The organism is Rhodococcus sp. NPDC055024, assembly GCF_053608585.1.
In genome coordinates, this window is sequence record NZ_JBSGVT010000012.1 from 150,098 (window position 1) to 175,527 (window position 25,430).

Sequence of the window (25,430 nt, forward strand, 5' to 3'; positions counted from 1 at the left end):
GCCTTTCTGGGAATGATTGTCATTACCGAGGTTGAACGGTACATTGATCTCACCGCATTGTCGAAAATGATTGTCATCTGCAAGTTGAAAGGAACACCCATGTCGGCTCACTGCCAAGTGACCGGACGTGTGCCGGGGTTCGGAAAATCCGTCTCGCACTCCCACAAGCGTTCGAATCGTCGCTGGAACCCGAACATCCAGCGCAAGACCTACGTGCTGCCCAGCGAGGGTCGCCGCATCACGCTCACTCTCTCGACCAAGGGGATCAAGACGATCGACCGCGACGGCATCGAATCCGTCGTCGCCCGGATCCGCGCCCGCGGCGAGAAGGTCTGAGCAGATGGCGCGCAACGAGATCCGCCCGATCGTGAAACTCAAGTCCACCGCGGGCACCGGGTACACGTACGTGACCCGCAAGAACCGTCGCAACGACCCCGATCGACTCGTGCTGAAGAAGTACGACCCGGTGCTGCGAAAGCACGTCGATTTCCGAGAAGAGAAGTAGGCATGGCCAAGAAGTCGAAGATCGCCAAGAACAACCAGCGCCGGGTCATCGTCGAGCGGTACGCGGAGCAGCGATCCGCTCTCAAGGAGGCGATCCGCTCGCCGAAAAGCTCGCCCGAGGAGCGCGCGAAGGCCCAAGCGACCCTGCAACGTCTACCACGCGACGCCAGTCCGGTACGATTGCGCAATCGAGACGCTGCGGATGGACGTCCGCGCGGCCACCTGCGGAAGTTCGGGCTCTCCCGGATTCGCGTGCGAGAAATGGCGCACCGTGGGGAACTGCCTGGCGTACACAAGTCGAGCTGGTAAGGAAGTCGGATGGCAGTCAAGCGTTCACCGTCGAAGAAGCCACGCCCCGTAGAGGGTCGTAAGCCCAAGAAGAACCCGTTGTTCGCAGCGAAGATCACGCATGTCGATTACAAGGACATCAACTTGCTTCGCACGTTCATCTCGGACCGCGGCAAGATCCGCAGCCGTCGCGTCACGGGCCTGACCCCGCAGCAGCAGCGTCAGGTCGCCGTTGCAGTGAAGAACGCACGCGAAATGGCGTTGCTCCCCTTCACCGCCGCACGGTAGGTCACACGTAGAAGTACCGAAGAGGCCGCGCAGTCACTCGACTGCGCGGCCTTTTTGTTGCCCGGACTAAGATTTCTCGAAGTCGTTCATTCCAGTCGAGAGGTGCCCGCAGCGTGTCGGGAGTTGTTGCGGGTTTCACCGTAATTTTTGTTGTCATCGCGGTCGGGTATCTCCTCGGCCGACTCGGCACCCTCGGTAGCCAAGGACAGTTCGTTCTCGGTCGACTCGTCTTCTTCGTCGCGACGCCCGCCCTGCTGTTCACCACGCTCGCGTCTTCCGATCTGTCGGTGATCTTCTCGCCGACGCTCGCGGTTGCGTCGGCCACGGCCTTTGCCGTCGGCGCTCTGTACGTTCTCGTCGCGAAGATCTGGCTCAACCGGCCGCTACCCGAACTGACTATCGGCGCACTGTCTGCGTCGTACGTGAATTCGGCAAACCTCGGAATCCCGATCGCGGTATTCGTACTCGGCGATGCCACGTTCGTTGCCCCGCTCCTGCTGTTCCAGATCGTCGTCTACTCCCCGATCGCTTTGACGATCCTCGATCTGACGGCGCTTCGCGGCGAGAATGCCGAGAAGCTCTCGTTGATCGACACCGTCACTGCCCCCTTCAAGAACCCGATCGTGCTCGCGGGCGCAGCGGGATTGATCGTCGCGTTGGTCGGTTGGTCACCGCCCCGGCCGCTGATGCAGCCTTTCGAATTGATCGGCGCCACGTCGGTCCCCGGAGCGCTTTTGGCATTCGGGCTCTCGCTGTACGGCGTGCGGGTGCTGGAGAAGGGCTCGAGTCCGCGCCGCGACGTCGCGCTGGCGTCGACGCTCAAAATCGTCGTCCAACCTGTGTTGGCCTACCTGATGGCGCATTTCCTCCTCGGCATCGACGGCCATCAGTTGTTCGCCATCGTGGTCGTCTCGACCTTGCCGACTGCGCAGAACGTCTTCATCTACGCAAGCCGCTACCGGCGCGGAATGGTCCTCGCCCGAGACAGCGCCTTTGTCACCACTTTGGCGTCGATTCCGGCAATTGCGCTGGTCACGGCACTACTCGCTTGAGCAGGGTTACGGTGGATCCATGCGTGTACTAACCCTCGCCGTTCTGGCCTGCCTTGCTTTGGCCGGATGCTCCGTCGGGGCCCAGACAACCGGGCCGGTTGCCGCACCGAATCCGATGGCGGCCAACGAAGCGAGTCCCGCCGACTGGTCGCTCGGAACGCCCGTTCCCGACGAGGTCGACGACAGCGAGATGGGCACGGAGTTCGACAGTCGCACCGACATCGTGGGTGCAACGGCCACGATGTTCGAATCGTGGTCCGAGGTCGACGATCACACGCTGGCCGTCCACTTCGTGACGGGCACTCCGGAGTGCTACGGCGCGTACGCAACCGTCGAAGAGACTGATACGACGGTGATCGTCACTCTGCGAACCGGGGCACTGCCCGAGGCCGCGGACAAGATGTGCATTCTGGTTGCCGTGTTCGGCAGCTTGGACGTCCCGCTGAGCCGACCGCTCGGCGATCGTCACGTCATCAACGGCTAGCCGCGCGCCTAAACGGCACAAGTTCGACGATCGAACACTCCGTTTCGTCAGGTGTGGCGTGCGTCTCCTCAGGACAGACTGAAAACCGACACCCGTTCACTCGCTCGTCGGCAGCTTTTCGACTCGAGCGGTGCTCAACATGAAGGAGCTCGCAAGTGCCTACTCTCCAGAGAGACGTTGCAATCGTCGGCGCCGGCCCCTCTGGCCTGGCAGCGGCAACCGCGCTGCGCAAGGCCGGCTTGTCCGTCGCCGTGATCGAAGCACGCGATCGTGTCGGCGGCCGCACGTGGACCGACACCATCGACGGCGCAGTCCTGGAAATCGGCGGCCAGTGGGTCTCCCCGGACCAGACCGCGCTGATCTCCTTGCTCGACGAGCTCGGCCTCACGACGTTCGAGCGCTACCGAGAGGGCGAATCCGTCTACATCTCGTCAGCGGGTGAGCGGACGCAGTACACGGGTGATTCCTTCCCCACGAACGAGACCACGAAGAAGGAGATGGACCGTCTCATCGACGAGATGGACGATCTCGCAGCGCAGATCGGCGCGGAGGAGCCGTGGGCACACCCCCTCGCCCGCGATCTCGACACCGTCTCGTTCAAGCAGTGGCTGATCAACCAGTCCGACGACGCCGAGGCGCGCGACAACATCGGCCTCTTCATCGCCGGCGGCATGCTCACCAAGCCCGCCCACTCGTTCTCCGCTCTGCAGGCAGTCCTGATGGCCGCCTCCGCAGGTTCGTTCTCCCACCTCGTCGACGAGGACTTCATCCTCGACAAGCGCGTAGTCGGCGGAATGCAGCAGGTATCCATCCGTATGGCCGAGGCGCTCGGTGACGACGTCTTCCTCAACGCGCCCGTGCGTACGGTGCAGTGGAACGAATCCGGCGCAACGGTGTTGGCGGACGGCGATGTTCGTGTCGAGGCAAGCCGGGTCATCCTGGCTGTACCGCCCAACCTCTACTCCCGGATCTCCTACGATCCCCCGCTGCCGCGCCGTCAGCACCAGATGCACCAGCACCAGTCCCTCGGCCTCGTCATCAAGGTGCACGCCGTGTACGAGACGCCTTTCTGGCGTGAAGACGGCCTGTCCGGCACCGGCTTCGGCGCGTCCGAGGTAGTGCAGGAGGTGTACGACAACACCAACCACGAGGACGATCGCGGCACCCTGGTCGCTTTCGTCTCCGACGAGAAGGCCGACGCGATGTTCGAGCTTTCCGCCGAGGAGCGCAAGGCCACGATTCTGGCCTCACTCGCCCGCTACCTGGGCCCGAAAGCCGAAGAGCCGGTTGTGTACTACGAATCCGACTGGGGCTCGGAGGAATGGACACGCGGTGCCTACGCGGCGAGCTTCGACCTCGGCGGCCTTCACCGCTACGGCGCGGATTCCCGCACGCCCGTCGGCCCGATCCACTTCTCGTGCTCCGACATCGCGGCCGAGGGGTACCAGCACGTCGACGGTGCCGTCCGGATGGGTCAGCGAACCGCCGCCGACATCATCGCCCGCAACAAGGCCTGACGGCCGCTTTGCCAAGTCTCGATCATTGCCCGGCAGTCACGACTGCCGGGCAATGATCGAGAGCAGCAGTTCCGCACGAACTCTCGCAACTTCGAGCCGACAGTCGATCAGGCTCTCCACCTTCGCCATTCGGCTTCGCAGCGTGTGCCGGTGGACGCCCATCGTGATGGCTGCCGCTTCCCAGTGCCCGTTGGCCTCGAGAAATGCCCGCAACGACGCCAGCAGTTCGGTGCCGTTGTCACGGTCGTAATCCTCGATCGGAGTGATCATCGTTTCCGCCAGCGTGTTGAGCACTTCACGCGTCGAATCGAAAGACAGCAGCACACTTCCGGTCAGCGCCGCGAATTCCAAAGGCTCACCGCCGATTTCCGCCGCAGACGCACACAGCTGGGACTGTTCGACGGCGACCGCCAGGGCCGCGACTACGCGTCTCGCGCTCAGGCCGACGCGGAGTGAGCGTAAATCCGACCTCGATACCCCGCTCAGTAACTCTCGGGCGAACGCGACGTCGTCGGTTCCTCGCAGCAGCACCGTGACGCGAGTGTCGTTGATCCGCGAGAACAACTGCCGCCCTGCCTTGTTCATGAATTCGGCAATCTCGACTGCGACGCGTCCCGCGACATCGGACGTGTCGGCAAGAACTGTCAGGCCACGGATCATCCCCTCGCCGTCGGCGGCCTGGCGGATCTGTTGCCACGCCGGCGCCGGGTCGCGGTCTTCGGTGAGCAGCAGTCCGAGGGCATGCGAATTCAACTGATCCTGAGTGGCACGCAGGCGCGCAGGTTTCTCGAAGTCCAACGCCAACAACGAGTTCGCGTGACCGAGAAGTATCTGATCGACGTAACTGAGCGCAGACGCACTGATGACCGCCAGGTATCCGTACGGCGTTCGCCCGACGCTGATCTGCTGCACGGCGATGGACGCGCCGGAACGTGCAAGCGTCACGCTGCTGGACGCGCCGCCCCCGAGAGTTGCTCGCAATTCCTCGATCACGTCGTCCGTCGGCAGTTGAGGTGAGCTCTCGAGAACTCGTCCGGCGACGTCGAGCAGGAGTACCGTCGCCGAGGTTGCGATCGCCAGTTCACGCACGGTCGCAGCAGTTCCGCCGGAAATGACTGCGCGCGTCATCCGCGGTTGCGCCCGTGACGCCCGAAGGACAGCTTCGTATTCCTGCTCTGCCAACCGGCTCATCACGCGCTTGACGACGGCTGCGAAAGGCGTCGGCAGCGGCACCTCGATCAGCGGCAGTCCGATCTCGTCGGCAACCGCCACCAGATCGGCCGGAACCTCGGGGTACGAGAGTCCGGTCCCGAACCCCACCGCCGCCACACCCGCTGCGTCGAGCATCCGGAGATAACGGCCGCGCTTTTGCTGAGTGGACGGCAGTCGAATGCCGGTGGTGAGGATGAATTCGCCGCCGGTCAACCATCGGAACGGGTCGAGCAACTCCGTGGCGTGCGCAAATGTGATTTCGCGACCGACACCCTGCGCCCCACCTTTGAGTTCCAGCGCGAGGTCCGGCTGCGCCAACATCCACCGCACAGCGATCGTCATGCGCTGGACTGTACAACTCGGCGCGTTGGTGATCAAAGATTTCACCTTTTTGGCAGCTGCCTTTACCTGTGAGTCAGCGCACACTTGCTCACACACGCCCCACAAAGTGCGAGTTCCGTGCTGATCACCTCGGCCGGAACTCGTTCGACCTCGAGAGGAACCGGTACCGATGTCGATCGTCGTACTCGAGAACTACATCAACGGTGAATTCGTCGCCTCAGCCGCGACGGAAACGCTCGACCTGATCAACCCCGTGGACGAGAGTGTGGTCGGGCGTACGCCGGTCTCCACCAAGGAAGACGTCGACGCCGCCGTCGAAGCGGCGCAGCGCGCATTCGAGACCTGGGGCAAGACGACTCCGAGCGTGCGCCAGGCCGCACTCCTCAAACTCGCCGACGCCATCGAAGCGCACAGCGACGAAATCGTCGCGGCCGAAAGCGCCAACACCGGCCAGGCCCACCAGATGATCGCCGACGAAGAGGTCAAGGTCGGAGCCGATCAGATGCGGTTCTTCGCCGGCGCCGCACGCCTTCTCGAGGGCAAGGCTGCCGGAGAGTACATGGAAGGTTTCACCTCGTACGTCCGCCGTGAGCCGATAGGCGTCGTCGGTCAGGTCACTCCCTGGAACTACCCGTTCATGATGGCGCTGTGGAAGATCGGGCCCGCGCTCGCAGCCGGCAACACGATCGTCCTCAAGCCCAGCGACACCACACCGGGCAGCACGCTGGTCCTGGCTAAGCTCTCGAAGGGCATCCTGCCGGACGGTGTGTTGAACGTCGTGCTCGGCAACGGCGGAACCGGCGCGACGTTGGTGGAGAACCCGGCCCTCGGTCTCGTCTCCATCACCGGTTCGGTACGAGCAGGCATCGCTGTCGCCGTGTCCGCGGCGCAGCAGCTCAAGCGTGCACACCTCGAGCTTGGCGGCAAAGCCCCGGCGATCGTCTTCGGCGACGTCGACATCGAGAAGACCGCCACCGGCATTGCCGAGGCAGCATTCTTCAACGGCGGCCAGGACTGCACCGCGGCCACCCGCGTGATCGTTCACGAATCCATCCACGATCAGCTCGTCGAAGCTCTCGTGCGTAACGCCGAAAAGCTGCGACCCGGAGCGCCTTCCGATCCTGATGCCTTCTACGGCCCGCTCAACAACATCAACCACTTCAACGCCGTGAGCGACAAGATCGCGAACCTGCCGGCGTCGGCCAAGATCGTTACCGGCGGAAAGCGTTCGGGCGAAACCGGATTCTTCTTCGAGCCGACCGTCATCACCGGCGTCGCGCAATCAGACGACATCGTGCAGGAAGAGACTTTCGGTCCTATCCTCACAGTCCAGAGCTTCTCCGACGAGAAGGAGGCGATCACGCTTGCCAACGACGTTCGGTTCGGCCTGGCCTCGAGCATCTGGACCAAGGATCACGGTGTCACGCAACGCGTCTCCGCTGCTCTCGACTTCGGTGCGGTGTGGATCAACTGCCACATCCCGCTCGTCGCCGAGATGCCCCACGGCGGCTTCAAGTACTCCGGTTACGGCAAGGATCTCTCGGCCTACGGAGTCGAGGACTACACCCGTCTCAAGCACGTCATGAGTTCGCACGACTGAGTCTCCGCCCCTCCTGCTGTGCGCCTTTATTAACCCCCCGCGGTTAATAAAGGCGCACAGCAGATTCCTCCAATCCGGAAAAGAGCCACCATGCGCCTTATCGTCGGATACCTCGCCACACCCAGCGGTAAAGACGGGCTGGTCCTCGGGGCCCAGCTCGCGCGCAGTCTCGGCGCGCAACTCGACATCTGCATGGTCCTCCCACCGGATCGGACACTGCCGGCCAAGGTTCCCTCGGAAGCCGGCTACGACGACATCCTCGCCGCACGTGCACACGACTGGCTCGCCGAAGCGAAAGCCTCGGTGCCCGAGGACATCCAGGTGGAAGTACACCTGAGCTTCCACGAGTCGTTCGCTCAGGGCCTGCTCGACGAGGTGGACCGACTGAACGCGCTGGCGATCGTCGTGGGCGCTTCCGGCGACGGTCTGCTCGGCCGTCACGCGATAGGTTCGGTCTCGACCGAACTGCTGCACTCAGCCCACGTCCCGGTAGCACTGGCGCCTCGCGGAACGCGGCACTCGTCGGCTACCGCAATACGAGAAGTCACCTGTGCACTCGGCACCCGCGTCGGCGCCGACATCGTCTTGAACACCGCCGTACGCGCCAGCGAACTGATGCAGGTTCCGCTGCGACTGGTCTCTCTCGTGGCGCTCGACCCCCAGAACGATCTGCGCGATCATCGCGACACCGCCGAGTCGGCCAGGGAGCGTGCACGAAATCACGCTCAGGACACACTCGACGTCGCAAGAGCCGCGCTCCCCGCGGAGTTCCCCATCGAGGTCATCATCGCCGACGGGTCCACCGTGGAATCGGCAGTGCGTCAACTGGACTGGCAGGACGGCGATCTCGTGATGGTCGGTTCAAGTCGCCTCGCCCAGCCCCGCAAACTTTTCCTGGGTTCCACCGCCGCCAAGATGCTGCGCGTGTTGCCCGTTCCCATGGTCGTAGTGCCCAAGCACGAATTCACCCAGCCGGAGGCACTGTCATGACCAGCACCGAACTGAGTTCCAAAGGCCTCGCTACCGGCAAGATCGGCATGATCTCCGGCGCAGTCCTCGGAATCTCCTCCGTGGCACCGGGTTACACCCTGACGGCCAGCATCGGATTGATCGTCGCTGCGGTCGGTCTCAAGATGCCCGCCATCTTCATCGCCGGCTTCATCCCGATGTTCCTCACCGCGTACGCGTACCGCGAACTGAACTCCGACACTCCTGACTGCGGAGCGTCATTCACGTGGTCCACCAAGGCATTCGGACCATACGTCGGCTGGATGTGCGGCTGGGGCATGGTGATCGCCACCATCATCGTGCTCTCGAACCTCGCGGCCATTGCCGTCGACTTCTTCTATCTGTTCATAGCTCGGGTGGTCGACAATCCCTCGATCGCCGATCTACCGGGCAACAAATTCGTCAACGTCGGCACCACCCTGGTGTTCATCGCCTTGGCCACCTGGATTGCCAGTCGAGGAATCACCACCAGCGAGCGCGTGCAGTTCGCGCTCGTCGGTTTCCAGATGGTGTTGCTCGTCGTCTTCGCCGTCGTTGCACTGGTTCACGTCGGTGCCGGCGACGCCCCGGCCGGATTGTCCTTCGACCTGAGTTGGTTCAACCCGTTCAGCGGACTCGCGATCGGCGCATTTGTCATCGGACTCACCGGATCGATCTTCGCGTTCTGGGGCTGGGATACCTGTCTCACACTGGGCGAGGAGTCGAAGAACCCGAAGAAGACCCCGGGCCGTGCCGGTTTGCTCTGTGTCGCAACCATTCTCCTGACCTACCTGCTGGTCGCCGTCGCCGCGATGATGTACGCCGGCGTCGGCGAGGAAGGCCTCGGCCTCGGCAACCCCGACAACTCCGAGAACGTCTTCGGCGCCCTCGCCGACCCGGTCTTGGGTAACTGGGGCGGAATGCTCCTGTTCCTCGCCGTCTTCGTCTCCTCCGTCGCCAGCCTGCAGACCACGTTCCTGCCCGCTGCACGAACCATGCTCGCCATGGGCGCGTACGGAGCCTTCCCCAAGAAACTCGCCGAGGTCTCCCCTCGCTTCCTGGTGCCGTCGTACGCCACAGTCGTGGCCGGCGCGGTGACCGCCGTGTTCTACAGCGTTGTCACGTTCCTGTCCGAAAGTGCACTGCTCGACACGATCGCTGCACTCGGCATCATGATCTGCTGGTACTACGGCATCACGGCATTCGCGTGCGTGTGGTACTTCCGCAAAACGCTTTTCGAGAGCTTACGAAACTTCGTCTTCCGGCTCGCGTTCCCACTCATCGGTGGCCTCATGCTGCTTGCGGTGTTCGTCATTTCGGTCCAAGAGAGCATGAATCCGGACAACGCCAGCGGAGCATCCATCGGCGGGATCGGCCTGGTCTTCTTCCTCGGGTTCGGAATCCTCATCCTCGGCGCGGTCCTGATGATGGTCATGCGAGTGCGCAATCCCGAGTTCTTCGAGGGCAAGACCCTCAACCGCGACACGGAGGCACTGCGCGACGAGAACGACCTCAGCGTGTCCTAGGAGGCAGTTTCGGGAGCCTGCGCGATCAGGCCCGCCATCAGCACGCGCAAGCCGAATTCGAAGGCGGCGTCGGCACGTTCGGGATTTTTCCCGGACGTTGCCAACGCCGCCTTCATCGCGTCGTTGGCCTCGGGCCCCGACGCCCACTGGACGTCCGGCGCCGCCAGATCCAAGGCCGAACCGAGAACAAAACTGTCGACGGTCGTGATCGCGTGCAGTGTTTCAGCCGGGTCGAAGCCACCATCGGCAAATGCCTGCGCCAATGCGTTGTACAGGGTGAAAGCCACACCGGCCTGCACGGTCTGCGCAGTGAAGAGCGGAATCAGACGAGGATGCGCGGCGTAGCTTCGCCGGTACTCGGCTGCCAGCGCCGCGACGGTCTCACTCCAGGTCCCCGAGGCCGACTTCACGTCGATTCCTGCCATCAGTTGAGCCCTCATCAGTTCGACGATCTCAGCCCGTCCGGAAACGTGGTTGTAGAGCGACGACGGTCGAACCTTCAGCCTTGCGGCGAGTCCCGGCATGGTGAAGTCGCCGGATTCGTCCACCGACTCGATCGCTGCCTCGGTGATGATCTCCGGTGAGAGCAGTCGTTGCGGTGGCCGCGGCATATGTCCTCCTGTAGTGATCCACACCGTTCGGGCGCCGCAAAAAACAATTCCTCGAAAGTCCTTGATCAATCAGCGCTCACCCACCATACTTAACGAATCACATTCGTTTTACGTTGAACGTCGAATACCCGAGCACCGAGGAAACCCCATGCTGACGATCACCGCCCTCACTCCACCCGAGTCACTGGCCGCGACTTCGCCGTCCACGTCCACCCCTCTCCGTGTAGGTCTCGTCCAACATCGCTGGCACGAGGACCAAGACGACCTTTACACCGAGTTGAGCGAGGGCATTGCGTCCGCAGCGAAGCTGGGCGCTTCCGTGGTCTTTCTTCCGGAGCTGACGCTCAGCCGCTACCCCGCCTCCACCCCTGCCGGGGACAATCCCGGACGCCAAGCCGAAGACCTGCTCACAGGACCCACACTCTCATTCGCTACCAAGGCAGCCACCGAGAACCAGGTCCTCGTTCATGCATCGCTGTACGAGCGCAGCGAAGCCGAGGACGGACTGGGATTCAACACCGCGATCCTCGTCTCGCCCGGAGGGGAGCTTCTCGCTCGTACCCGCAAGCTCCACATTCCGGTGACGGCCGGGTACTACGAGGACACGTACTTCCGGGGTGGTCCGGCCGAGGACGCATACCCCGTTCACGAGGCGCTCGGCGCCAAGTTCGGACTCCCGACGTGCTGGGACGAGTGGTTTCCCGAGGTCGCACGTGCGTACTCCCTCGCCGGTGCACAGGTTCTGGTGTACCCGACGGCGATCGGTTCGGAGCCTGATCACCCGAACTTCGACACCCAGCCACTGTGGCAGCAGGTGATCGTCGGAAACGGGATCGCGAACGGCACGTTCATGGTTGTCCCCAATCGCCACGGCAGTGAAGGCCTCATCACCTTCTACGGTTCCTCCTTCATCTCGGACCCGTACGGACGCATCCTCGTTCAGGCTCCCCGCGACGAATCAGCCGTGCTGGTCGCCGATCTCGACCTGCAGCACCGTGAAGACTGGCTGGCACTGTTCCCATTCCTGGCAACGCGTCGTCCGGACACCTACTCGACTCTGACCGCGCCGGTGAACACTGCGGGAGCCAAGCGATGACCTGGCGCATGCCCGCGGAAAGCGAACCGCACGAACGTACCTGGATGGCCTACCCCAGCGCCGGATACTCCCTCGGGGACACCGCGGAAGAACAACACGAAGCTCGCTCGACGTGGGCCGCAGTTGCACACGCCGTCGCCGAATTCGAGCCCGTCACCGTCGTCGTCGATCCCGCCGAGGTCGAAGAAGCGCGAAAGTACCTGTCCGAGAAGGTAGACATCGTCGAGGCACCCCTCAATGACGCATGGATGCGCGACATCGGGCCGACGTTCGTCTTGTCCGACGAGGGCCGTCTCGGCGGAGTCGACTGGGTGTTCAACGGGTGGGGCGCACAGGATTGGGCGCAGTGGGACAAGGACTCGAAGATCGGCAGATTTGTCGTCGAGCAGTCCGGGTCCCAATTGATCGACTCACCAATCGTCAACGAGGGCGGCGGCATTCAGGTCGACGGCCTCGGCACTGTGCTGGTCACCGAAACCGTGCAACTCGATCCGGGACGAAACCCCGAACTGACGAAGGCGGACATCGAGGCCGAACTCGCCCGCACCATCGGAGCCAAGCATGTTATCTGGCTTCCCCGCGGATTGACCCGCGATCAGGAGACCTACGGAACGCGCGGACACGTCGACATCGTCGCGGCAATCTGTTCCCCCGGAGTGGTACTCGTCCATGACCAACGCAATCCGGTGCACCCCGACTACGCCGTCAGCAAGACGATCATCGAGTTGTTCGAACGCTCGACCGACGTCGGCGGCCGGCCGTGGAAGGTCATCCGGGTACCTGCGCCCGAGATCCTGCGCGACGACGAGGGATTCGTCGACTACAGCTACATCAACCATCTTGTGGTGAATCGGGGAGTGATCGCCTGCAGCTTCGACGATCCTGCCGATGCCGAAGCGGCCCGGATCCTGTCAGCCGCTTACCCCGGGCGCACCGTCGTCACCGTCGACGCGAGGCCGCTGTTCGAACGTGGCGGCGGCATCCACTGCATCACCCAGCACCAGCCCGCTGAACAGAACTAACGTCGACCTCGCATGTAGTCACTCACCACGGCGGCGCCGAGGCCGTCCAGGTCCGGCGCGATGACGCGTCCACCCACACGGTGCGCCATCCGGTCGACCACCCTGGCCAGGCCTGGATCGTCACCGAGGCGGAAGAACGTGACCTTGGCGCCCAGCCTGGCCACCGCGTCGAGTGCGCGAACCGTCAAACCGAGGGTTCGTGCACTCGGCGGGTAGTCGAACCTGGCTTCTCCGTCGGCTTCGAGATGAGCCGTCGGTTCACCATCGGTGACGATCAGTACCACCGGCTGTGCGTTGGAGTGGCGTCGAAGGTGTCTGGCCGCCAACAAGAGCGCATGGTGGAGGTTGGTTCCCTGGTCCCACGCGCCGTCCAAACCGGCGAGCTCAGACGGGCTCAGCACGTGCGCGTGGCGTCCGAAGGCGATCAACTGCAGCTCGTCGCTACGAAATCGTGTACTCACCAGGTGATTGAGCGCCAGAGCGGTGCGCTTCATCGGAACCCAGCGATCCTCCATGACCATCGAGAACGACGTGTCCACCAGCAGAGCCACGGCAGCCTGACTACGTTGTTCGGTTTCGGCCACCTCGACATCGACGACGCTCAGCCGCACCGGCATTCGGCCCGGGTCACGCAGGACGGCGTTGGTGATCGTTCTCGTGACGTCCCACGGTTCCGTGTCCCCGAATTCCCATTCGCGGGACGCTCCGGTCGGTTCACCCATCGCACCGGCCCGACGCGTGTCGCGTTGACCGGTTCGCGACGACAGTTGCCCGGCGACATCGCGTAGAGCAGTCTGTCCGAGCTGCCGCATGGCCTTGGGCGACAGGCGCCATTGACCGTCCGGTGCGCGATCGAAGAAACCCTGCTCCTGCAAAGCCTTTTCGAGGTCGGCGAGGGTGCGGGCGTCAGCAGCGGCTTCGTCGCCGAGTTGCCGCGCGAGCAGTTCGGGGTCGATGTCGTCGAGTGCTGCGCCTGCATACTGCTGCGATAGTTGGTCCGCCAACGATTCCAGCTCGGCAATGTCCTGCAGTGCGCCGGTTCCCTCACCCAAACCCATCCCGTTGTCGCCGCGGAACTGTTGCGAGCCTTCCCAGTCCTCACCCGGCCGAGCTGCCTGAAGGTACTGGTCGAGTTGCCCCAGTTCACTCATCAGGCTCGGATCCCCGAAAGCCTGCTGCGCCAAAGCATCCAACTCGTCACGCTGCTCCTGCGAGAGCGAGTTCCGTAATCGTTGTGCGGCCGCTGCGCGCTGCGCCAACGAATCCAGAAGTTCCTCGACGTTGCGGGGCTTGTCCGGGAAATACTGCCCGTGCTTGTCCATGAACTCTGCGAACTGCTCCGGAGTGTCGACGCCCCGAGAGTGCGCGTCGAGCAGGTGATTCAGATCTGCCAGCATCTGGCGAATCTGCTCACGATCCTCATCGGTGGCACCCTCGAGCGCCTGCTTCATACCCGAGAATCGCTGATCGAGGACTTCACGACCGAGCAGATCACGAATCTTCTCGTAATCCGCGCGAGCCTGTTCGCTGCGCCAGTTGTAGTCGGCCAGATCTTGCACGGCCTGAGCTGTCGACGGCGGTAACTCCTCGATCCGCATTTCGTTGAATCGTGCGTCGTCGTCGAGAGCACGTGCCAGTTCTTTGCGCTCTTCGAGCACCGCCTTGTCGAGGAGCTTACGAACCTCGTCGAGCGTTCCGTCGAGATTGTTGCGGCGCAGCAACTCGCGTCGACGCCGGTTCGCCTGGGCGGCAAGGTCGTCGAGCCCGCGCATGTCCCGGTTTCCTCGGCGCAGGAGCTCTCGGAGGGCATGGCGCGGCGACGTGCCCGACAACACGTCGTCGCCGATTGCTGCCAGGGCCTCGCGCAGATCCACGGGAGGCGCGAGCGGATCGGGACCACCGTCGTAAGGCCCGTACCGCGGATTGTGGATCATCACTGCCCCTTACGAATACACCGAGCGGCCGCCCGGGCCTTGATCTTTGGAGATCCGGCGCGCGAGGTAAAGCCCTTCGAGGGCAAGTTCGGCACCGGCGGCACGCTCACCGTCGGATTGCGCGCCGAGACGTTCGGCTACTTCGTCCAGAACTTCGAGATCCGGAAGTTCGTCGAGAAACGCCTTGGCCGTGACAGATTCACCGGTGACGATCGTATTGCCCATCTCCACGGCTGCAACCAGCATTCCCAAGTCGATTCCGCCGAGACGTACCCGAACCGTATCGGCCGTCGCGCGACGCAACAGGTGCTCGAGCACCTCCAGTTCCCGTCCCTCTTCACCGGATTCGAACTCGACCTTGCCTCGAAGAACCTCGACCACGGACTCGAGATCGACCGGCCGTGCAACAGGATCAGCTTCGCCGAGCACCGCCGCGCGTCGTACTGCGGCCGCACTGACGGTTTCTGCGCCGGCGACGGCAAATCGTGCCGACACACCAGATCGCTGGTCCACCGAGGTGGATTCACGAAGCAGGCGTGTGAATCTGGCAAGAATTTCGAGGAGATAGTCGGGCACCTCGGCGGCCAGATGCGCTTCCTGCTCGATCACCGCGATCTCGCCCTCCAGTTCGACCGGATAGTGAGTCCGGATCTCGGCACCGAAGCGGTCCTTGAGCGGTGTGATGATGCGTCCACGGTTGGTGTAGTCCTCGGGGTTCGCGCTCGCGACCAGCAGGACGTCCAACGGAAGCCGAAGCGTGTATCCGCGGACCTGGATGTCTCGCTCCTCCATCACGTTGAGCAGCGAAACCTGGATGCGCTCGGCGAGGTCGGGAAGCTCGTTGATGGCCACGATTCCGCGATGCGCGCGAGGCACGAGACCGAAGTGAATAGTCTCCGGATCGCCGAGGCTCCGACCCTCGGCAACCTTGACCGGATCGACGTCGCCGATCAGGTCGGCGACCGAGGTATCCGGCGTTGCCAGTTTCTCGGAGTACCGCTCGCTGCGGTGGCGCCAAGCGATCGGGAGGTCGTCGCCCAGTTCCTTGGCTCGACGTATCGAAGCCGGGGTGATCGGCTCGTACGGGTGCTCCCCCAGTTCCGAGCCTTCGATTACGGGCGTCCACTCGTCGAGCAGGAGCCCGAGAGTGCGAAGCAACCTCGTCTTTCCCTGGCCTCTTTCGCCGAGCAGAACCACGTCGTGGCCGGCGATCAGCGCCCGCTCGAGTTGTGGAGCGACCGTGTCCTCGAACCCGACTATCCCGGGCCAGGGGTCACGGCCGTCCCGCAACGCGGCGAGAAGATTCTCTCGTAGTTCTTCCTTGACACTTCGCTGTACGTGTCCGGAGGCGCGTAGCTCTCCGAGGGTTTTTGCGACAGTCACCACTCCACGCTACGAGTGTTTGCGGGGTTTCGCCTCTCGCCGAGGAAGTTCGGTCGCTCAGCCCTCGATGTTCTCGGGATTCATCCAGATGATTTCCCAGATGTGGCCGTCGGGATCCTGGAAGCTGCGGCTGTACATGAAGCCGTGATCCTGCGTCGCGTTTCCCTCGGAACCGCCGCTCGCGAGTGCCTTGTCGACGATGGTGTCGACGGCCTCACGGGTCTCGGCCGAGAGACCGAGCAACGCTTCCGTCGACGTCGAAGTGTCGGCGATGCCCTTGGTGGTGAAGGTCTTGAAGAAGGGCTCGGCCAACAACATCACGACGATGGTGTCACTGATGACCATCGACGACGCGTTCTCGTCGGAGAACTGCGTGTTCTTGGAGTATCCGAGGGCCTCGTAGAAGGTGGTGGCCTTTCCGAGGTCCTTGACGGGCAGGTTGAGGAAGAACATCGGCTGCGGGTTTGTCGCCATGGAAGGTCCTTTCCGAGACTTTGCTGTGCGCCTTTATTAACCGCCGGCGGTTAATAAGGGCGCACAGTAGACCTAAACTCCACCCATGGATACCTGGGTGTTGCCCGCCATGCTCGGCCTCGGACTCGCCGCCGCGTCCGGAATGCGAACCTTCCTGCCGCTGTTGATGCTGAGCGCTGCGGTGCATTTCGAACTGTTCGGGGTCACCGTCGGCGAGTCGATGCGGTGGATCGGATCCACCGGCGCACTGGTGGCATTGGGAATCGCCGCAGTGGTCGAACTGGGTGCCGACCTCATTCCCTTCGTGGACAACGCGTTGTCGGTGATCGGGAACGTCACCGGACCCATCGCCGGAGTGATCGCGGCTTGGGCGGCTTTCAGCCATCTCGATCCTGCGATAGCCGCGCTCGCGGGCATCATCGTCGGTGCACCGACGGCATTGACGTTCAGCGCCGCCCAGACAGGAACTCGCGCGGTCAGTACGGCCACTACCGGTGGGCTGGCAAATCCTGTCGTTTCCGTCATCGAGGACGTACTGACTTTCTTCACCTCGTTGATCGCGATGATCTTGCCGTTCCTGATCATTCCGCTGCTCGCCGCACTCTTGTGGTTCAGTTGGCGCGGCTGGCGCCGTGTACGGAGTCTGCGCACCGCCTGAACGTGCGGACCTGGTAGACAAGTCGTCATGTCCGACACCGAGATCTCGTTCCAATCCGGCGACGTCACCCTGTACGGGAGTCTTCGCCTGGCCGCCTCACCCGACACCCCTGCCCCGGCCGCACTGATTCTGGCCGGCAGCGGCCCCACCGATCGCAACGGCGACAGCGCGCTCCTCGAAGGTGACATCGGAACCCTCCGCTTCATCGCGGATCTCCTTGAGAATCAGGGCATTTCAAGTCTGCGTTACGACAAGCTCGGCAGCGGCGAAACCGCACTCGGCGACTACGAGATCGAAGACATCGCCGATCTCGGCTTCAACACTTTTGTCGACGCCGCCTCCGACGGACTGGACTACCTCGCCGGGCAACCCGGTGTCGATCCCGAGCGGTTGTTCGTGGTCGGACACAGCGACGGCGCCGTCGTCGCACTGGCTCTCGCCACTGCTAAGGAGGGCACCAGAGTCAGCGCCCTCGCACTCCTCGAGCCACTGAGCGTCAGGCTTCTCGATCTACTCACGACGCAGATTCACCGCCAGCTCGACGCCGTCGTCGGCGCCGGTCAGTTGCCGGTCGAACTGGCTGACGAACTGCGCGTCGCGCTCGCCGACGCCGTCGAGTCGCTGCGATCCGAGGGCACAGTTCCGGATGACCTGCCCGAGCCGCTGCAGAACGCGGGACTCGTACACGCCAACGCCAAGGCACTCGCCGAGGAAGACGCATTGGACCCGATTGCGCTCGTGGCGGCGCTACCGGCGGGCATGCCGGTTCTCACGAGCTGCTCGGACAAGGACATCCAAGTCATTCCCGCCGACGTCGCAGCACTGGATGCCGCGCTCTCACATACAGCGCTGACTTCCGTGCGGATGCGCAACGCCAACTTCGTACTCAAGGACATCGGCGACGAACAGTCCACCGGTGCCGACTACGTCGCGCCGCTTCCGTACTCGGCAGAGTTCTCGGAGCCCTTCACAGCGTGGGTCCGTTCGTTCTCCTGATCACGTACAGACCGAACGTCCTTTTTTTCAGGTAGAAAGTTCCCTCCGCGAAGCATCGCGGAGGGACTTTCGCTTTCTACGCCTGACCTGCACCAGAGGCTCTTTCAATCCCGCAAATCCGGGGACAGAAGTCACCCGGTGTTTACGTTCGCGGCGCTTTTTATTGGTGCGAACCCTCGATCCGTGCTGTACGGTCATCCATTAACCAGCAACGCCACACGGAAAGGAACGGACATCATGTCGCTAGACCCGAACGTCGTATCCGTACTTTCGTGGCGCAGCTGCACCGCAGACAAGCACATTTTTTCGGCCGCAATGTCGGCCGAGCACATGGGCAACAAGCGCGGTGTACCCCGAGAATGATCCCCAGTTTCACCGGATTCGTTCTCGGGCACCCAGGGCAAACGCCTCGGGTGCCTTTTCTTTTACCTTTCACACGCAGGAGCACCACATGAAACTTCGAGTCAACCAACTGTCCATCGCGCCGCCGTATGTCGATCTGCCCGGTGACCTCACCGGATACGCCGTCACCCTGGATCTTTCGCACTCCGACGCTGCCCACGAAGCCACCCTCGGCGCACTGATCAGCGAGATCCGCAGTCGCGGAGCCTCACGCGTCGTCATCACCGGCTCACCCCGCGAACTCCAGGGCACCCACAGCAGCGCTGCCTGAAAGAACCGGGCTGCCTGAAAGAGCCGGGCCGCCTGAAAGCAGAACGGGCCCCGACAACCTACGAAGAGGAAGTCGAGGCCCGCCAGCGAAGCAGGAATCAGTGCGCGAAGTGGCGCGCACCGGTCAGATAGAGAGTGACGCCGGCTTCCTTGGCCGCAGCAATCACTTCGTTGTCACGAACCGATCCACCCGGCTGCACAACAGCCTTGACGCCGGCGTTGAGAAGTACCTGCAGGCCGTCCGGGAACGGGAAGAACGCGTCCGAGGCCGCAACCGAACCTACGACGCGGTCACCGGCGCGCTGAACAGCAAGATGCGCTGCATCGACGCGGTTGACCTGGCCCATGCCGACGCCGACGGACGCGCCGCCGGAGGCCAGCAGGATCGCATTGGACTTCACCGAACGGCTGGCGCGCCAAGCAAATTCGAGGTCTGCGAGGGTCTCGGCATCGGCAGCCTCACCGTTGGCGAGAGTCCAGTTGGCCGGGTTGTCCCCGTCAGCGTCGAGGACGTCGCGCTGCTGGAGCAGAGTACCGCCCGAGATCGGACGCAGTTCGATGCCGGTAGAGGTGGGAGCGGCAGCCTTCAGAACACGAATGTTCTTCTTACGCTGCAGAACCTCGACAGCTCCGTCTTCGTACGAGGGCGCGATGACGACCTCGGTGAAGATGTCGGCGATCTGCTCGGCCAGTTCGACGGTGACCTCACGGTTGGCTGCGATCACACCACCGAAAGCACTGACCGGATCGCATGCGTGCGCCTTGCGGTGAGCGTCGGCGATGTCGGTGCCGATGGCGATGCCACACGGGTTGGCGTGCTTGATGATTGCCACTGCCGGATCAGTGAAGTCGTACGCTGCGCGCCACGCGGCGTCGGAGTCCGTGTAGTTGTTGTACGACATCTCCTTGCCGTGCAACTGCTCTGCCTGAGCCAAACCTGCAGGCGCTGCGGGGTTTTCGTACAGTGCGGCGTCCTGGTGCGGGTTCTCGCCGTAGCGCAGGACAGCGCTGCGGTTCCACGTGGCACCGACCCAGGCCGGGAACTGCGAACCGTCTTCGTCGGCGGCAATCGTGCTCGTCATCCAGCTTGCAACAGCGACGTCGTACGACGCCGTGTGCTGGAACGCCTGCGCCGCAAGCACAGTGCGCTCACGCAGAGTGAATCCGCCACCGGCAACGGCAGTCAAAACATCGGCGTAGCGAACCGGATCGACCACGACGGCAACCGACGGATGGTTCTTGGCTGCAGCACGCACCATCGACGGGCCGCCGATGTCGATCTGCTCGACGCACTCGTCCGGGCTCGCGCCCGAGGCAACCGTCTCAGTGAAGGGGTACAGGTTCACGACGACCAATTCGAAAGTCGCGATGCCGAGTTCCTCGAGCTGAGCGAGGTGATCCGGCTTACGGGTATCAGCGAGAACGCCGGCGTGGACGCGCGGATGCAGCGTCTTCACACGGCCTTCGAGGCATTCCGGGAATCCGGTCAGAGCCTCGACTGGGGTCACAGGGATTCCGGCGTCGGCGATCTTCGACGCGGTCGAACCGGTCGAGACCAACTCGACACCGGCCTCGTGCAGGCCCGTGGCCAGCTCGATCAGACCACTCTTGTCGTAGACGCTGACAAGTGCACGGCGCACAGCCTTGCGTTCACTCACTGGGGATCACGGCCTTTCGTCCATCGGAAACCACTCCGCGCGTAGCAACAGCGGCGATGACGTCCGCCAACAACCGTCGCTCCACAATTTTGATGCGTTCATGCAACGACGACTCGGTGTCGTCGTCATGCACCGGCACAGCTTCCTGCGCCAAGATCGGCCCGGTATCAACTCCGCCGTCGACGAGATGCACCGTGGAACCGGTGACCTTCACGCCGTACGCCAGAGCGTCGGGAACCGCGTGCGCGCCGGGGAAGGCAGGCAGCAACGCGGGATGCGTGTTGATGATTCGGCCGCCGAAACGCGCGAGAAAGGTGGGGCCGAGGATCTTCATGAAACCAGCACTGACCACCAGGTCGGGTTCGTGCTCGGCCACCGCTGCTGTCAGCGCGTCGTCCCAGGTGGCGCGATCTTCGTAGGCCTTGATCGACACCTTGAAGGACGGAATCTTCGAATCCGCGGCGTGCTCGGCAGCGAGGCAGTCACGATCTACACCGACGGCAACGATCTCGGCCGGGTATCCGTCGGCATGCGAAGCGTCGATCAGCGAGGTCAACAGGGTTCCTGCACCGGAAGCGAGTACGACTACCCGCGCGATCGAGTCGCGAAATTGGACCCTGTCGGGCATTGTCGGCTGCGGATTGTCGGCCGAGGCAGTCAGCGCACTACTCCTGAGAACTGGAAGATGATGCGGCCGGAGTATCGGCCGCATGACAGCCTAGTCGCTGGACTCCTGCGGCTTCGAGGGCAGGTCGGTCTCCGGCCCGGACTTTGTCTCTGGTCCGGCAACGGGGTCGGTCTCCGGTGCCGCGACAACTTCGGCGTCGACTACTTCGATTTCGACGGTTTCCTCTGTCACGACCTGCACAGGTTCGCCTGATTCCTCGACGATTTCAGCTTCGACGACCTTGGTGACAACTACCGCAGATTCCTGGGCGAGCACTTCGTCGGTGTTCTCGTCTGCCTCTTCCGGGGTGGCCGCGGCCGTGATCGCGAGTTCTGGCTCGGATGTTCGAGCCGGTTCAGCCTCCGGCGGCGCAGCCTCGTCCTTCATGTGTCCGCGATGCGAGAACCACATCGCGAACAGCGCCGAGACGGTTCCGAACAATCCCAGCCACGCAAAAGTCAGAAGACCGAAGCCCCACCACAGGACCTCGACGGTGCCGAACTGCCCGAGGTCTCCCCCGGCAGCAAGCGCAAGCAGAGCCATGACGACGCCGGCACCGGCAGCAGCCGTCAGCACCGCGAGCACACTGTCCTGCCCGGCGATGCGTCGAGCGCAGTCGCGGCCGAGCATCACCCCCACCGCCGCCGGAACGATCAACAACACCGGCCAGATTCCGCCGGCGACGCCTTCCGGGATCGCACCGAGAAGCGGCAGCGGTGGCAGGTCTCCGCCGATGTTGCCGAACACGCTGATGGAGACGTTGCCGAAATCGGCCGTCGATCCCGTCATCACCGCGGCAGCGCCGACGACCAGGTTCGGCAGGTAGAGGAGCGACAGCACTGTCAATCCCAGAACGCCGACAAACCCGTTGCCGCGCGCGAGCAGGTCACCGACCGTCGACCACGACACGAGCAGTGACACCACGACGGCCACGGCGCCCGCGGCCAACAGCGCTGCCGACGCGGCCGTTGCCGGGCGGACAGCGGCGGACGCCCACGGCGGAATCTCGGCAACGACGCGATCCCAGTGCGCGGCAGCGACACCGACGGACGCTGCGAGCAGGTGAATCCCGGCGACCCAGCCGAAAGCGGCCAACGTGTTGGGGCTCGACAGCGGAATCGCCGCGGAAGCGTCGGCGACCACTGCGAGCGCGATCGCCGTGATTGTCAACGGTCCGGCTACCGCAGCCCCCACCAGGCGGAGGGTGTCGTCACGGGAGTCGGTGTGCACCGCAGTCGACGCGCATCGGCGTGCGACCACCCACATCATGACCGCCGTCGGAAGCAGTGGCAGTACACCGAGTTGGACGCCGCTGATAGTCGCCGGCACTTGGTGGATGACCAACCATGTAGTGGCAATGGCGCCGAAGGTTCCGGTCAGATCGCTGCTCGCCGATACCAAGGTGACCACAACGACGGCCGCGATCAGCAGCATCGTCAGGCCCGACGGCCGGAACGCGACAGTCAGCAACTTGCGTGCCAGGTCCGGGTTGGGTGCCGGGCGACCGCCGCCGACGCGGCCGCCGCCAGTACGACCACGTCCGGGTCGTGCGGACGCGGGACGGGACCGGGTGCCATCAATCAAAGAACTCATCCCCTCGAGGGTTTCACTCGATAGTGCGCCGCGCACTCAGGCGCGCCGTCGGGCTCACGGAATGTGGCCTCCACCCGCAGCGGGTCGGAGGCCACATTCATGCTCGTGAAACGAAGAAGTACTACTGCTGACGCTCGTCAGGGTTCTGGGAACCGAAGACCTTGGTCTCGGCCGCAGAATCGCTGCTGCCCTGCTCAGGTTCCGCGGGCGGCGTCGGTGCTTCGAAAGTGGGCGGCTCGAAGCCCGTCGGCTGCTCGGTCGAGCCAGTCTGCTGCTGGTTGTACGGCTGGCCGTAACCACGCGGAGCGGTGAACTGGTCCGACGAGTAACTCGGGTTCGGCTGGCCACCGGGCTGCGAGGTCAGCGGATAGTAAGACGACGTCGTTGCGGACGACGACGAGTCGGTGGGGGTCTGCGTCGGATTCTGCACCGGGTTCTGACCGTAGGGAGATGCGCTCTGTCCATAAGGCTGCTGCGAAGCAGTCGGGTCGGCGGGGGCGGCGTGCGCTCCCCCGTATCCCTGCTGCTGTGCCTGCCCGTACTGCGGATTCTGCTGGTACTGAGGCTGCTGCTGAGCCTGCTGGGGCTGACCGTACTGCCCTTGTCCGTAGCCCTGGGGCTGACCCGGCTGTTGCCCCTGGGGCTGACCCTGCTGCTGACCGTAGCCCTGCGGCTGACCGTACTGCTGCGCTACCGGACGCGGCGCGGGAGCCTTCAGGATTCCGATCTCGAACAGCAACGCCGCAACTGCGACGACGGTCTGCACGAACGAGAGAATCAGCACGATGATCAGGCCCCAACCGAGCCCGATATCTACGTAGTCGCTGGTACCGACCGAGAACGCGGCGAACACCAAAGAGAAGAAACCCGTGAGTGAGAGCGCTGCGGCAATGCCTGCATACGACTGCTTCGGGAGCAGCGAGATTCCGGCGACAACACCGCCGGCGAAGATGAACCCGAGGCCGTAGATGCTCGACTCGAAGAAGCTCGAACTGGTGTCCAGATCGCTGCCGATTCCGCTGCTGCTTCCACTGATCGTGGTGAAGGGCGCAAAACCGAGTAGGAAGTTGATCAGGCCGAGCGCCGCGACGGCGATGAGCAGGATGAATCCGAGATTCTTGGTTCCACCGCCCGCTGCCGGCTGATTCGGTGGCCCGAAGTTGGGCCCTTGCGGCGTGAACGTCATGACTTCTCCTCGTAGACGGTCTTCGATGGTTACCAGCGTATGTGTCTCGACTTCGCACGCTAACACCGACGGGAGACAATGGGCAGATGCCCTTCACCCTCGCGCCTTGCGCCGACCACGTCGTCGAAACCGAGGTGAAGCACTCACGATTCATCGCCGCGCTTCGCCGGATCGACGACACCGAAGCCGCCGTGGAGTTCGTCGCGGAGCAGAAGTCGCTGTATCCCGATGCGCGCCACCATTGTTCGGCTTTCGTGATCGGATACGACGCGAACTCGCGCATCGAGCGTGCACACGACGACGGCGAACCGGGTGGCACTGCGGGGGTGCCGATGCTTCAGGTTCTCAAGTCTCGAGATCTGGTCGATGTGATTGTGGTCGTCACGCGCTATTTCGGCGGAATCAAGCTCGGCGCCGGCGGATTGGTTCGTGCGTATTCGGGAGCGGTCTCGGTGGCTCTCGATTCGGCCGAGCTTGTGGCCAGGGAGCGGAAAATCCTGCGCACTTTGGCGATCCGGCACTCAGAGGCCGGTCGAGTGGAAGCAGAACTGAGAGCGCGGGGCGTCTCGGTGCTCGGAACTACGTACGGATCGAAGGCGGTCATGACACTCGCCGCCCGTGATGCCGACGATCTCGAATCGGTCGTCGCATCCATCACATCCGGTGCCGGGCAGTTGGAACCAGCCGGATCGATGTGGGTCGATACCACTGTGCGTGGTTAAGGAGTCCGGAGACTCCCTAACCACGCACGGGGGCGAAGCCCCTTACAGGGACTGAAGGATCTCGCGAGCGAGAGCAGCAGTGGCGGACGGCGTCTTGCCGACCTTCACGCCTGCAGCTTCGAGAGCTTCCTGCTTGGCCTGAGCCGTTCCCGAGGAACCGGAGACGATGGCGCCTGCGTGGCCCATGGTCTTGCCTTCGGGAGCGGTGAAGCCTGCCACGTAGCCGACGACCGGCTTGGTGACGTTGGCCTTGATGTAATCGGCTGCACGCTCTTCGGCGTCGCCACCGATTTCACCGATCATCACGATGACCTTGGTCTCGGGATCGTTCTCGAATGCCTCGATGGCATCGATGTGGGTGGTGCCGATGACCGGGTCACCGCCGATACCGATGGCGGTGGAGAAGCCGAAGTCACGGAGTTCGTACATCATCTGGTAGGTCAGGGTGCCCGACTTGGAGACCAGGCCGATGGGGCCGGTGCCTGCAATGTTGGCGGGCGTGATGCCGACGAGGGCCTCACCCGGGGTGATGATGCCGGGGCAGTTCGGTCCGATGATGCGGGTCTTCTTGCCCTTGGACTCGTTGTACGCCCAAGCGTAAGCGGAGTCCTGAACCGGGATGCCCTCGGTGATGACCACGAGGAGCGGGATCTCCGCGTCGATGGCCTCGACGATGGCGTCCTTCGAGAAGGCCGGGGGGACGAACGCGATGGAGACGTCTGCGCCGGTCTCCTTGATTGCCTCTTCGACCGTCGCGAAGACGGGGAGCTCGACAGCGGAACCGTCAGCAGCAACGTGCGAGACCGTGGTGCCGGCCTTGCGTGCGTTGACGCCGCCGACGACCTGGGTGCCGGCCTTGAGCATCAGAGCGGTGTGCTTGGTGCCCTCGCCGCCGGTGATGCCCTGGACGATGACCTTTGAATCCTTGGTGAGGAAGATTGCCATTGTTCTGTGAGTC

At 63.5% G+C, this 25,430-nt stretch carries 27 protein-coding genes; 17 read left to right on the top strand and 10 right to left on the bottom strand.

From position 1 onward, the window contains the following. Positions 1-99 precede the first annotated feature (99 nt). The 7 genes from rpmB (at position 100) to ACWF6P_RS23695 (ending at position 4,133) form a co-directional block, all read left to right on the top strand. Positions 100-336 carry a 50S ribosomal protein L28 gene (rpmB, locus tag ACWF6P_RS23665; protein ID WP_020908631.1) on the top strand — a complete coding sequence of 79 codons (237 nt, stop codon included), beginning with the start codon at positions 100-102 and terminating at the stop codon, positions 334-336. Positions 337-340: 4 nt separating this feature from the next. After that, positions 341-505: a 50S ribosomal protein L33 gene (gene rpmG / locus ACWF6P_RS23670; protein WP_003946358.1), complete on the top strand. Its 165-nt coding sequence runs from the start codon at positions 341-343 to the stop codon at positions 503-505. A 2-nt stretch (positions 506-507) separates the two neighbouring features. Next, positions 508-813, top strand: coding sequence for a 30S ribosomal protein S14 (gene rpsN, locus ACWF6P_RS23675; RefSeq protein WP_019744735.1), 306 nt, complete (start codon positions 508-510; stop codon positions 811-813). Between the two features lie 9 nt (positions 814-822). Continuing rightward, positions 823-1,080 carry a 30S ribosomal protein S18 gene (gene rpsR, locus ACWF6P_RS23680; RefSeq protein WP_003946414.1) on the top strand — a complete coding sequence of 86 codons (258 nt, stop codon included), beginning with the start codon at positions 823-825 and terminating at the stop codon, positions 1,078-1,080. Between the two features lie 113 nt (positions 1,081-1,193). Next, a complete protein-coding gene (locus tag ACWF6P_RS23685) occupies positions 1,194-2,132 on the top strand; it encodes an AEC family transporter (RefSeq protein WP_452622716.1) in 939 nt (312 codons plus the stop codon). Between the two features lie 19 nt (positions 2,133-2,151). Then, positions 2,152-2,616: a hypothetical protein gene (locus tag ACWF6P_RS23690; RefSeq protein ID WP_452622717.1), complete on the top strand. Its 465-nt coding sequence runs from the start codon at positions 2,152-2,154 to the stop codon at positions 2,614-2,616. 155 nt (positions 2,617-2,771) lie between these two features. After that, positions 2,772-4,133, top strand: coding sequence for a flavin monoamine oxidase family protein (locus ACWF6P_RS23695; protein ID WP_452622718.1), 1,362 nt, complete (start codon positions 2,772-2,774; stop codon positions 4,131-4,133). Positions 4,134-4,169: 36 nt separating this feature from the next. Here the strand turns inward: ACWF6P_RS23695 and ACWF6P_RS23700 are convergent, their stop codons facing one another. Next, positions 4,170-5,687, bottom strand: coding sequence for a PucR family transcriptional regulator (locus ACWF6P_RS23700; protein ID WP_378632100.1), 1,518 nt, complete (start codon positions 5,685-5,687; stop codon positions 4,170-4,172). Positions 5,688-5,856: 169 nt separating this feature from the next. Between ACWF6P_RS23700 and ACWF6P_RS23705 the strand changes: the two genes are divergently transcribed. The 3 genes from ACWF6P_RS23705 (at position 5,857) to ACWF6P_RS23715 (ending at position 9,800) form a co-directional block, all read left to right on the top strand. Beyond that, a complete protein-coding gene (locus tag ACWF6P_RS23705; protein WP_378446420.1) occupies positions 5,857-7,287 on the top strand; it encodes a gamma-aminobutyraldehyde dehydrogenase in 1,431 nt (476 codons plus the stop codon). Between the two features lie 90 nt (positions 7,288-7,377). Then, positions 7,378-8,277 carry a universal stress protein gene (locus ACWF6P_RS23710; RefSeq protein ID WP_378532628.1) on the top strand — a complete coding sequence of 300 codons (900 nt, stop codon included), beginning with the start codon at positions 7,378-7,380 and terminating at the stop codon, positions 8,275-8,277. Continuing rightward, complete coding sequence (locus ACWF6P_RS23715) at positions 8,274-9,800, top strand: APC family permease (RefSeq protein WP_378532626.1); 1,527 nt, start codon at positions 8,274-8,276, stop codon at positions 9,798-9,800. Before ACWF6P_RS23710 ends, ACWF6P_RS23715 begins: the two co-directional genes overlap by 4 nt. Here the strand turns inward: ACWF6P_RS23715 and ACWF6P_RS23720 are convergent. Further along, positions 9,797-10,411 carry a TetR/AcrR family transcriptional regulator C-terminal domain-containing protein gene (locus tag ACWF6P_RS23720; protein ID WP_378532624.1) on the bottom strand — a complete coding sequence of 205 codons (615 nt, stop codon included), beginning with the start codon at positions 10,409-10,411 and terminating at the stop codon, positions 9,797-9,799. The two genes, ACWF6P_RS23715 and ACWF6P_RS23720, sit on opposite strands and share 4 nt — an antisense overlap. Before the next feature lie 148 nt (positions 10,412-10,559). Here ACWF6P_RS23720 and ACWF6P_RS23725 point away from each other — a divergent pair, with 148 nt between their 5' ends. After that, entirely contained in the window at positions 10,560-11,507 is a 948-nt protein-coding gene (locus ACWF6P_RS23725; RefSeq protein WP_452622719.1) for a nitrilase-related carbon-nitrogen hydrolase, read from the top strand. Next, entirely contained in the window at positions 11,504-12,529 is a 1,026-nt protein-coding gene (locus ACWF6P_RS23730; RefSeq protein WP_452622720.1) for an agmatine deiminase family protein, read from the top strand. Before ACWF6P_RS23725 ends, ACWF6P_RS23730 begins: the two co-directional genes overlap by 4 nt. Here the strand turns inward: ACWF6P_RS23730 and ACWF6P_RS23735 are convergent. From ACWF6P_RS23735 to ACWF6P_RS23745, 3 genes are read right to left on the bottom strand one after another with little or no spacing between them, the layout of a single operon-like run. Then, a complete protein-coding gene (locus tag ACWF6P_RS23735; protein WP_452622721.1) occupies positions 12,526-14,463 on the bottom strand; it encodes a vWA domain-containing protein in 1,938 nt (645 codons plus the stop codon). The genes ACWF6P_RS23730 and ACWF6P_RS23735 overlap by 4 nt on opposite strands. 9 nt (positions 14,464-14,472) lie before the next feature. Next, positions 14,473-15,849, bottom strand: coding sequence for an ATP-binding protein (locus ACWF6P_RS23740; protein ID WP_378446415.1), 1,377 nt, complete (start codon positions 15,847-15,849; stop codon positions 14,473-14,475). A gap of 54 nt (positions 15,850-15,903) precedes the next feature. Then, positions 15,904-16,320 (bottom strand): VOC family protein, encoded by a 417-nt coding sequence (locus ACWF6P_RS23745; RefSeq protein WP_452622722.1) that lies wholly within the window; start codon positions 16,318-16,320, stop codon positions 15,904-15,906. Positions 16,321-16,405: 85 nt separating this feature from the next. Here ACWF6P_RS23745 and ACWF6P_RS23750 point away from each other — a divergent pair, with 85 nt between their 5' ends. The 4 genes from ACWF6P_RS23750 to ACWF6P_RS23765 all read left to right on the top strand — a co-directional run bounded on the left by ACWF6P_RS23750 (position 16,406) and on the right by ACWF6P_RS23765 (position 18,647). Then, a complete protein-coding gene (locus ACWF6P_RS23750; RefSeq protein WP_283302094.1) occupies positions 16,406-16,978 on the top strand; it encodes a DUF4126 domain-containing protein in 573 nt (190 codons plus the stop codon). A gap of 27 nt (positions 16,979-17,005) precedes the next feature. Then, positions 17,006-17,974 carry an alpha/beta hydrolase family protein gene (locus ACWF6P_RS23755; RefSeq protein ID WP_452622723.1) on the top strand — a complete coding sequence of 323 codons (969 nt, stop codon included), beginning with the start codon at positions 17,006-17,008 and terminating at the stop codon, positions 17,972-17,974. A 237-nt stretch (positions 17,975-18,211) separates the two neighbouring features. Then, entirely contained in the window at positions 18,212-18,337 is a 126-nt protein-coding gene (locus tag ACWF6P_RS23760) for a hypothetical protein (protein ID WP_452622724.1), read from the top strand. Between the two features lie 88 nt (positions 18,338-18,425). Beyond that, the gene (locus ACWF6P_RS23765) at positions 18,426-18,647 is read left to right on the top strand and encodes a hypothetical protein (RefSeq protein WP_003946391.1); all 222 of its coding nucleotides are present in this window, start codon (positions 18,426-18,428) and stop codon (positions 18,645-18,647) included. Positions 18,648-18,744: 97 nt separating this feature from the next. On the opposite strand, the gene purH is transcribed toward ACWF6P_RS23765, so the two are convergent. The 4 genes from purH to ACWF6P_RS23785 all read right to left on the bottom strand — a co-directional run bounded on the left by purH (position 18,745) and on the right by ACWF6P_RS23785 (position 23,750). Further along, positions 18,745-20,304, bottom strand: coding sequence for a bifunctional phosphoribosylaminoimidazolecarboxamide formyltransferase/IMP cyclohydrolase (gene purH, locus ACWF6P_RS23770; protein WP_452622725.1), 1,560 nt, complete (start codon positions 20,302-20,304; stop codon positions 18,745-18,747). Next, a complete protein-coding gene (gene purN / locus ACWF6P_RS23775; protein ID WP_452622726.1) occupies positions 20,297-21,016 on the bottom strand; it encodes a phosphoribosylglycinamide formyltransferase in 720 nt (239 codons plus the stop codon). The genes purH and purN overlap by 8 nt, the downstream gene beginning before the upstream one ends. A 6-nt stretch (positions 21,017-21,022) precedes the next feature. Then, positions 21,023-22,564 (bottom strand): cell division protein PerM, encoded by a 1,542-nt coding sequence (locus tag ACWF6P_RS23780; protein ID WP_452622727.1) that lies wholly within the window; start codon positions 22,562-22,564, stop codon positions 21,023-21,025. 121 nt (positions 22,565-22,685) lie between these two features. Further along, positions 22,686-23,750, bottom strand: a complete 1,065-nt coding sequence (locus ACWF6P_RS23785; RefSeq protein WP_452622728.1) for a DUF5336 domain-containing protein — start codon at positions 23,748-23,750, stop codon at positions 22,686-22,688. Between the two features lie 86 nt (positions 23,751-23,836). Here ACWF6P_RS23785 and ACWF6P_RS23790 point away from each other — a divergent pair, with 86 nt between their 5' ends. Further along, positions 23,837-24,472: an IMPACT family protein gene (locus ACWF6P_RS23790; protein WP_452622729.1), complete on the top strand. Its 636-nt coding sequence runs from the start codon at positions 23,837-23,839 to the stop codon at positions 24,470-24,472. 42 nt (positions 24,473-24,514) lie between these two features. Here ACWF6P_RS23790 and sucD read toward each other — a convergent pair whose 3' ends face one another. After that, entirely contained in the window at positions 24,515-25,417 is a 903-nt protein-coding gene (gene sucD, locus ACWF6P_RS23795) for a succinate--CoA ligase subunit alpha (protein WP_378632063.1), read from the bottom strand. Positions 25,418-25,430: the final 13 nt, after the last annotated feature.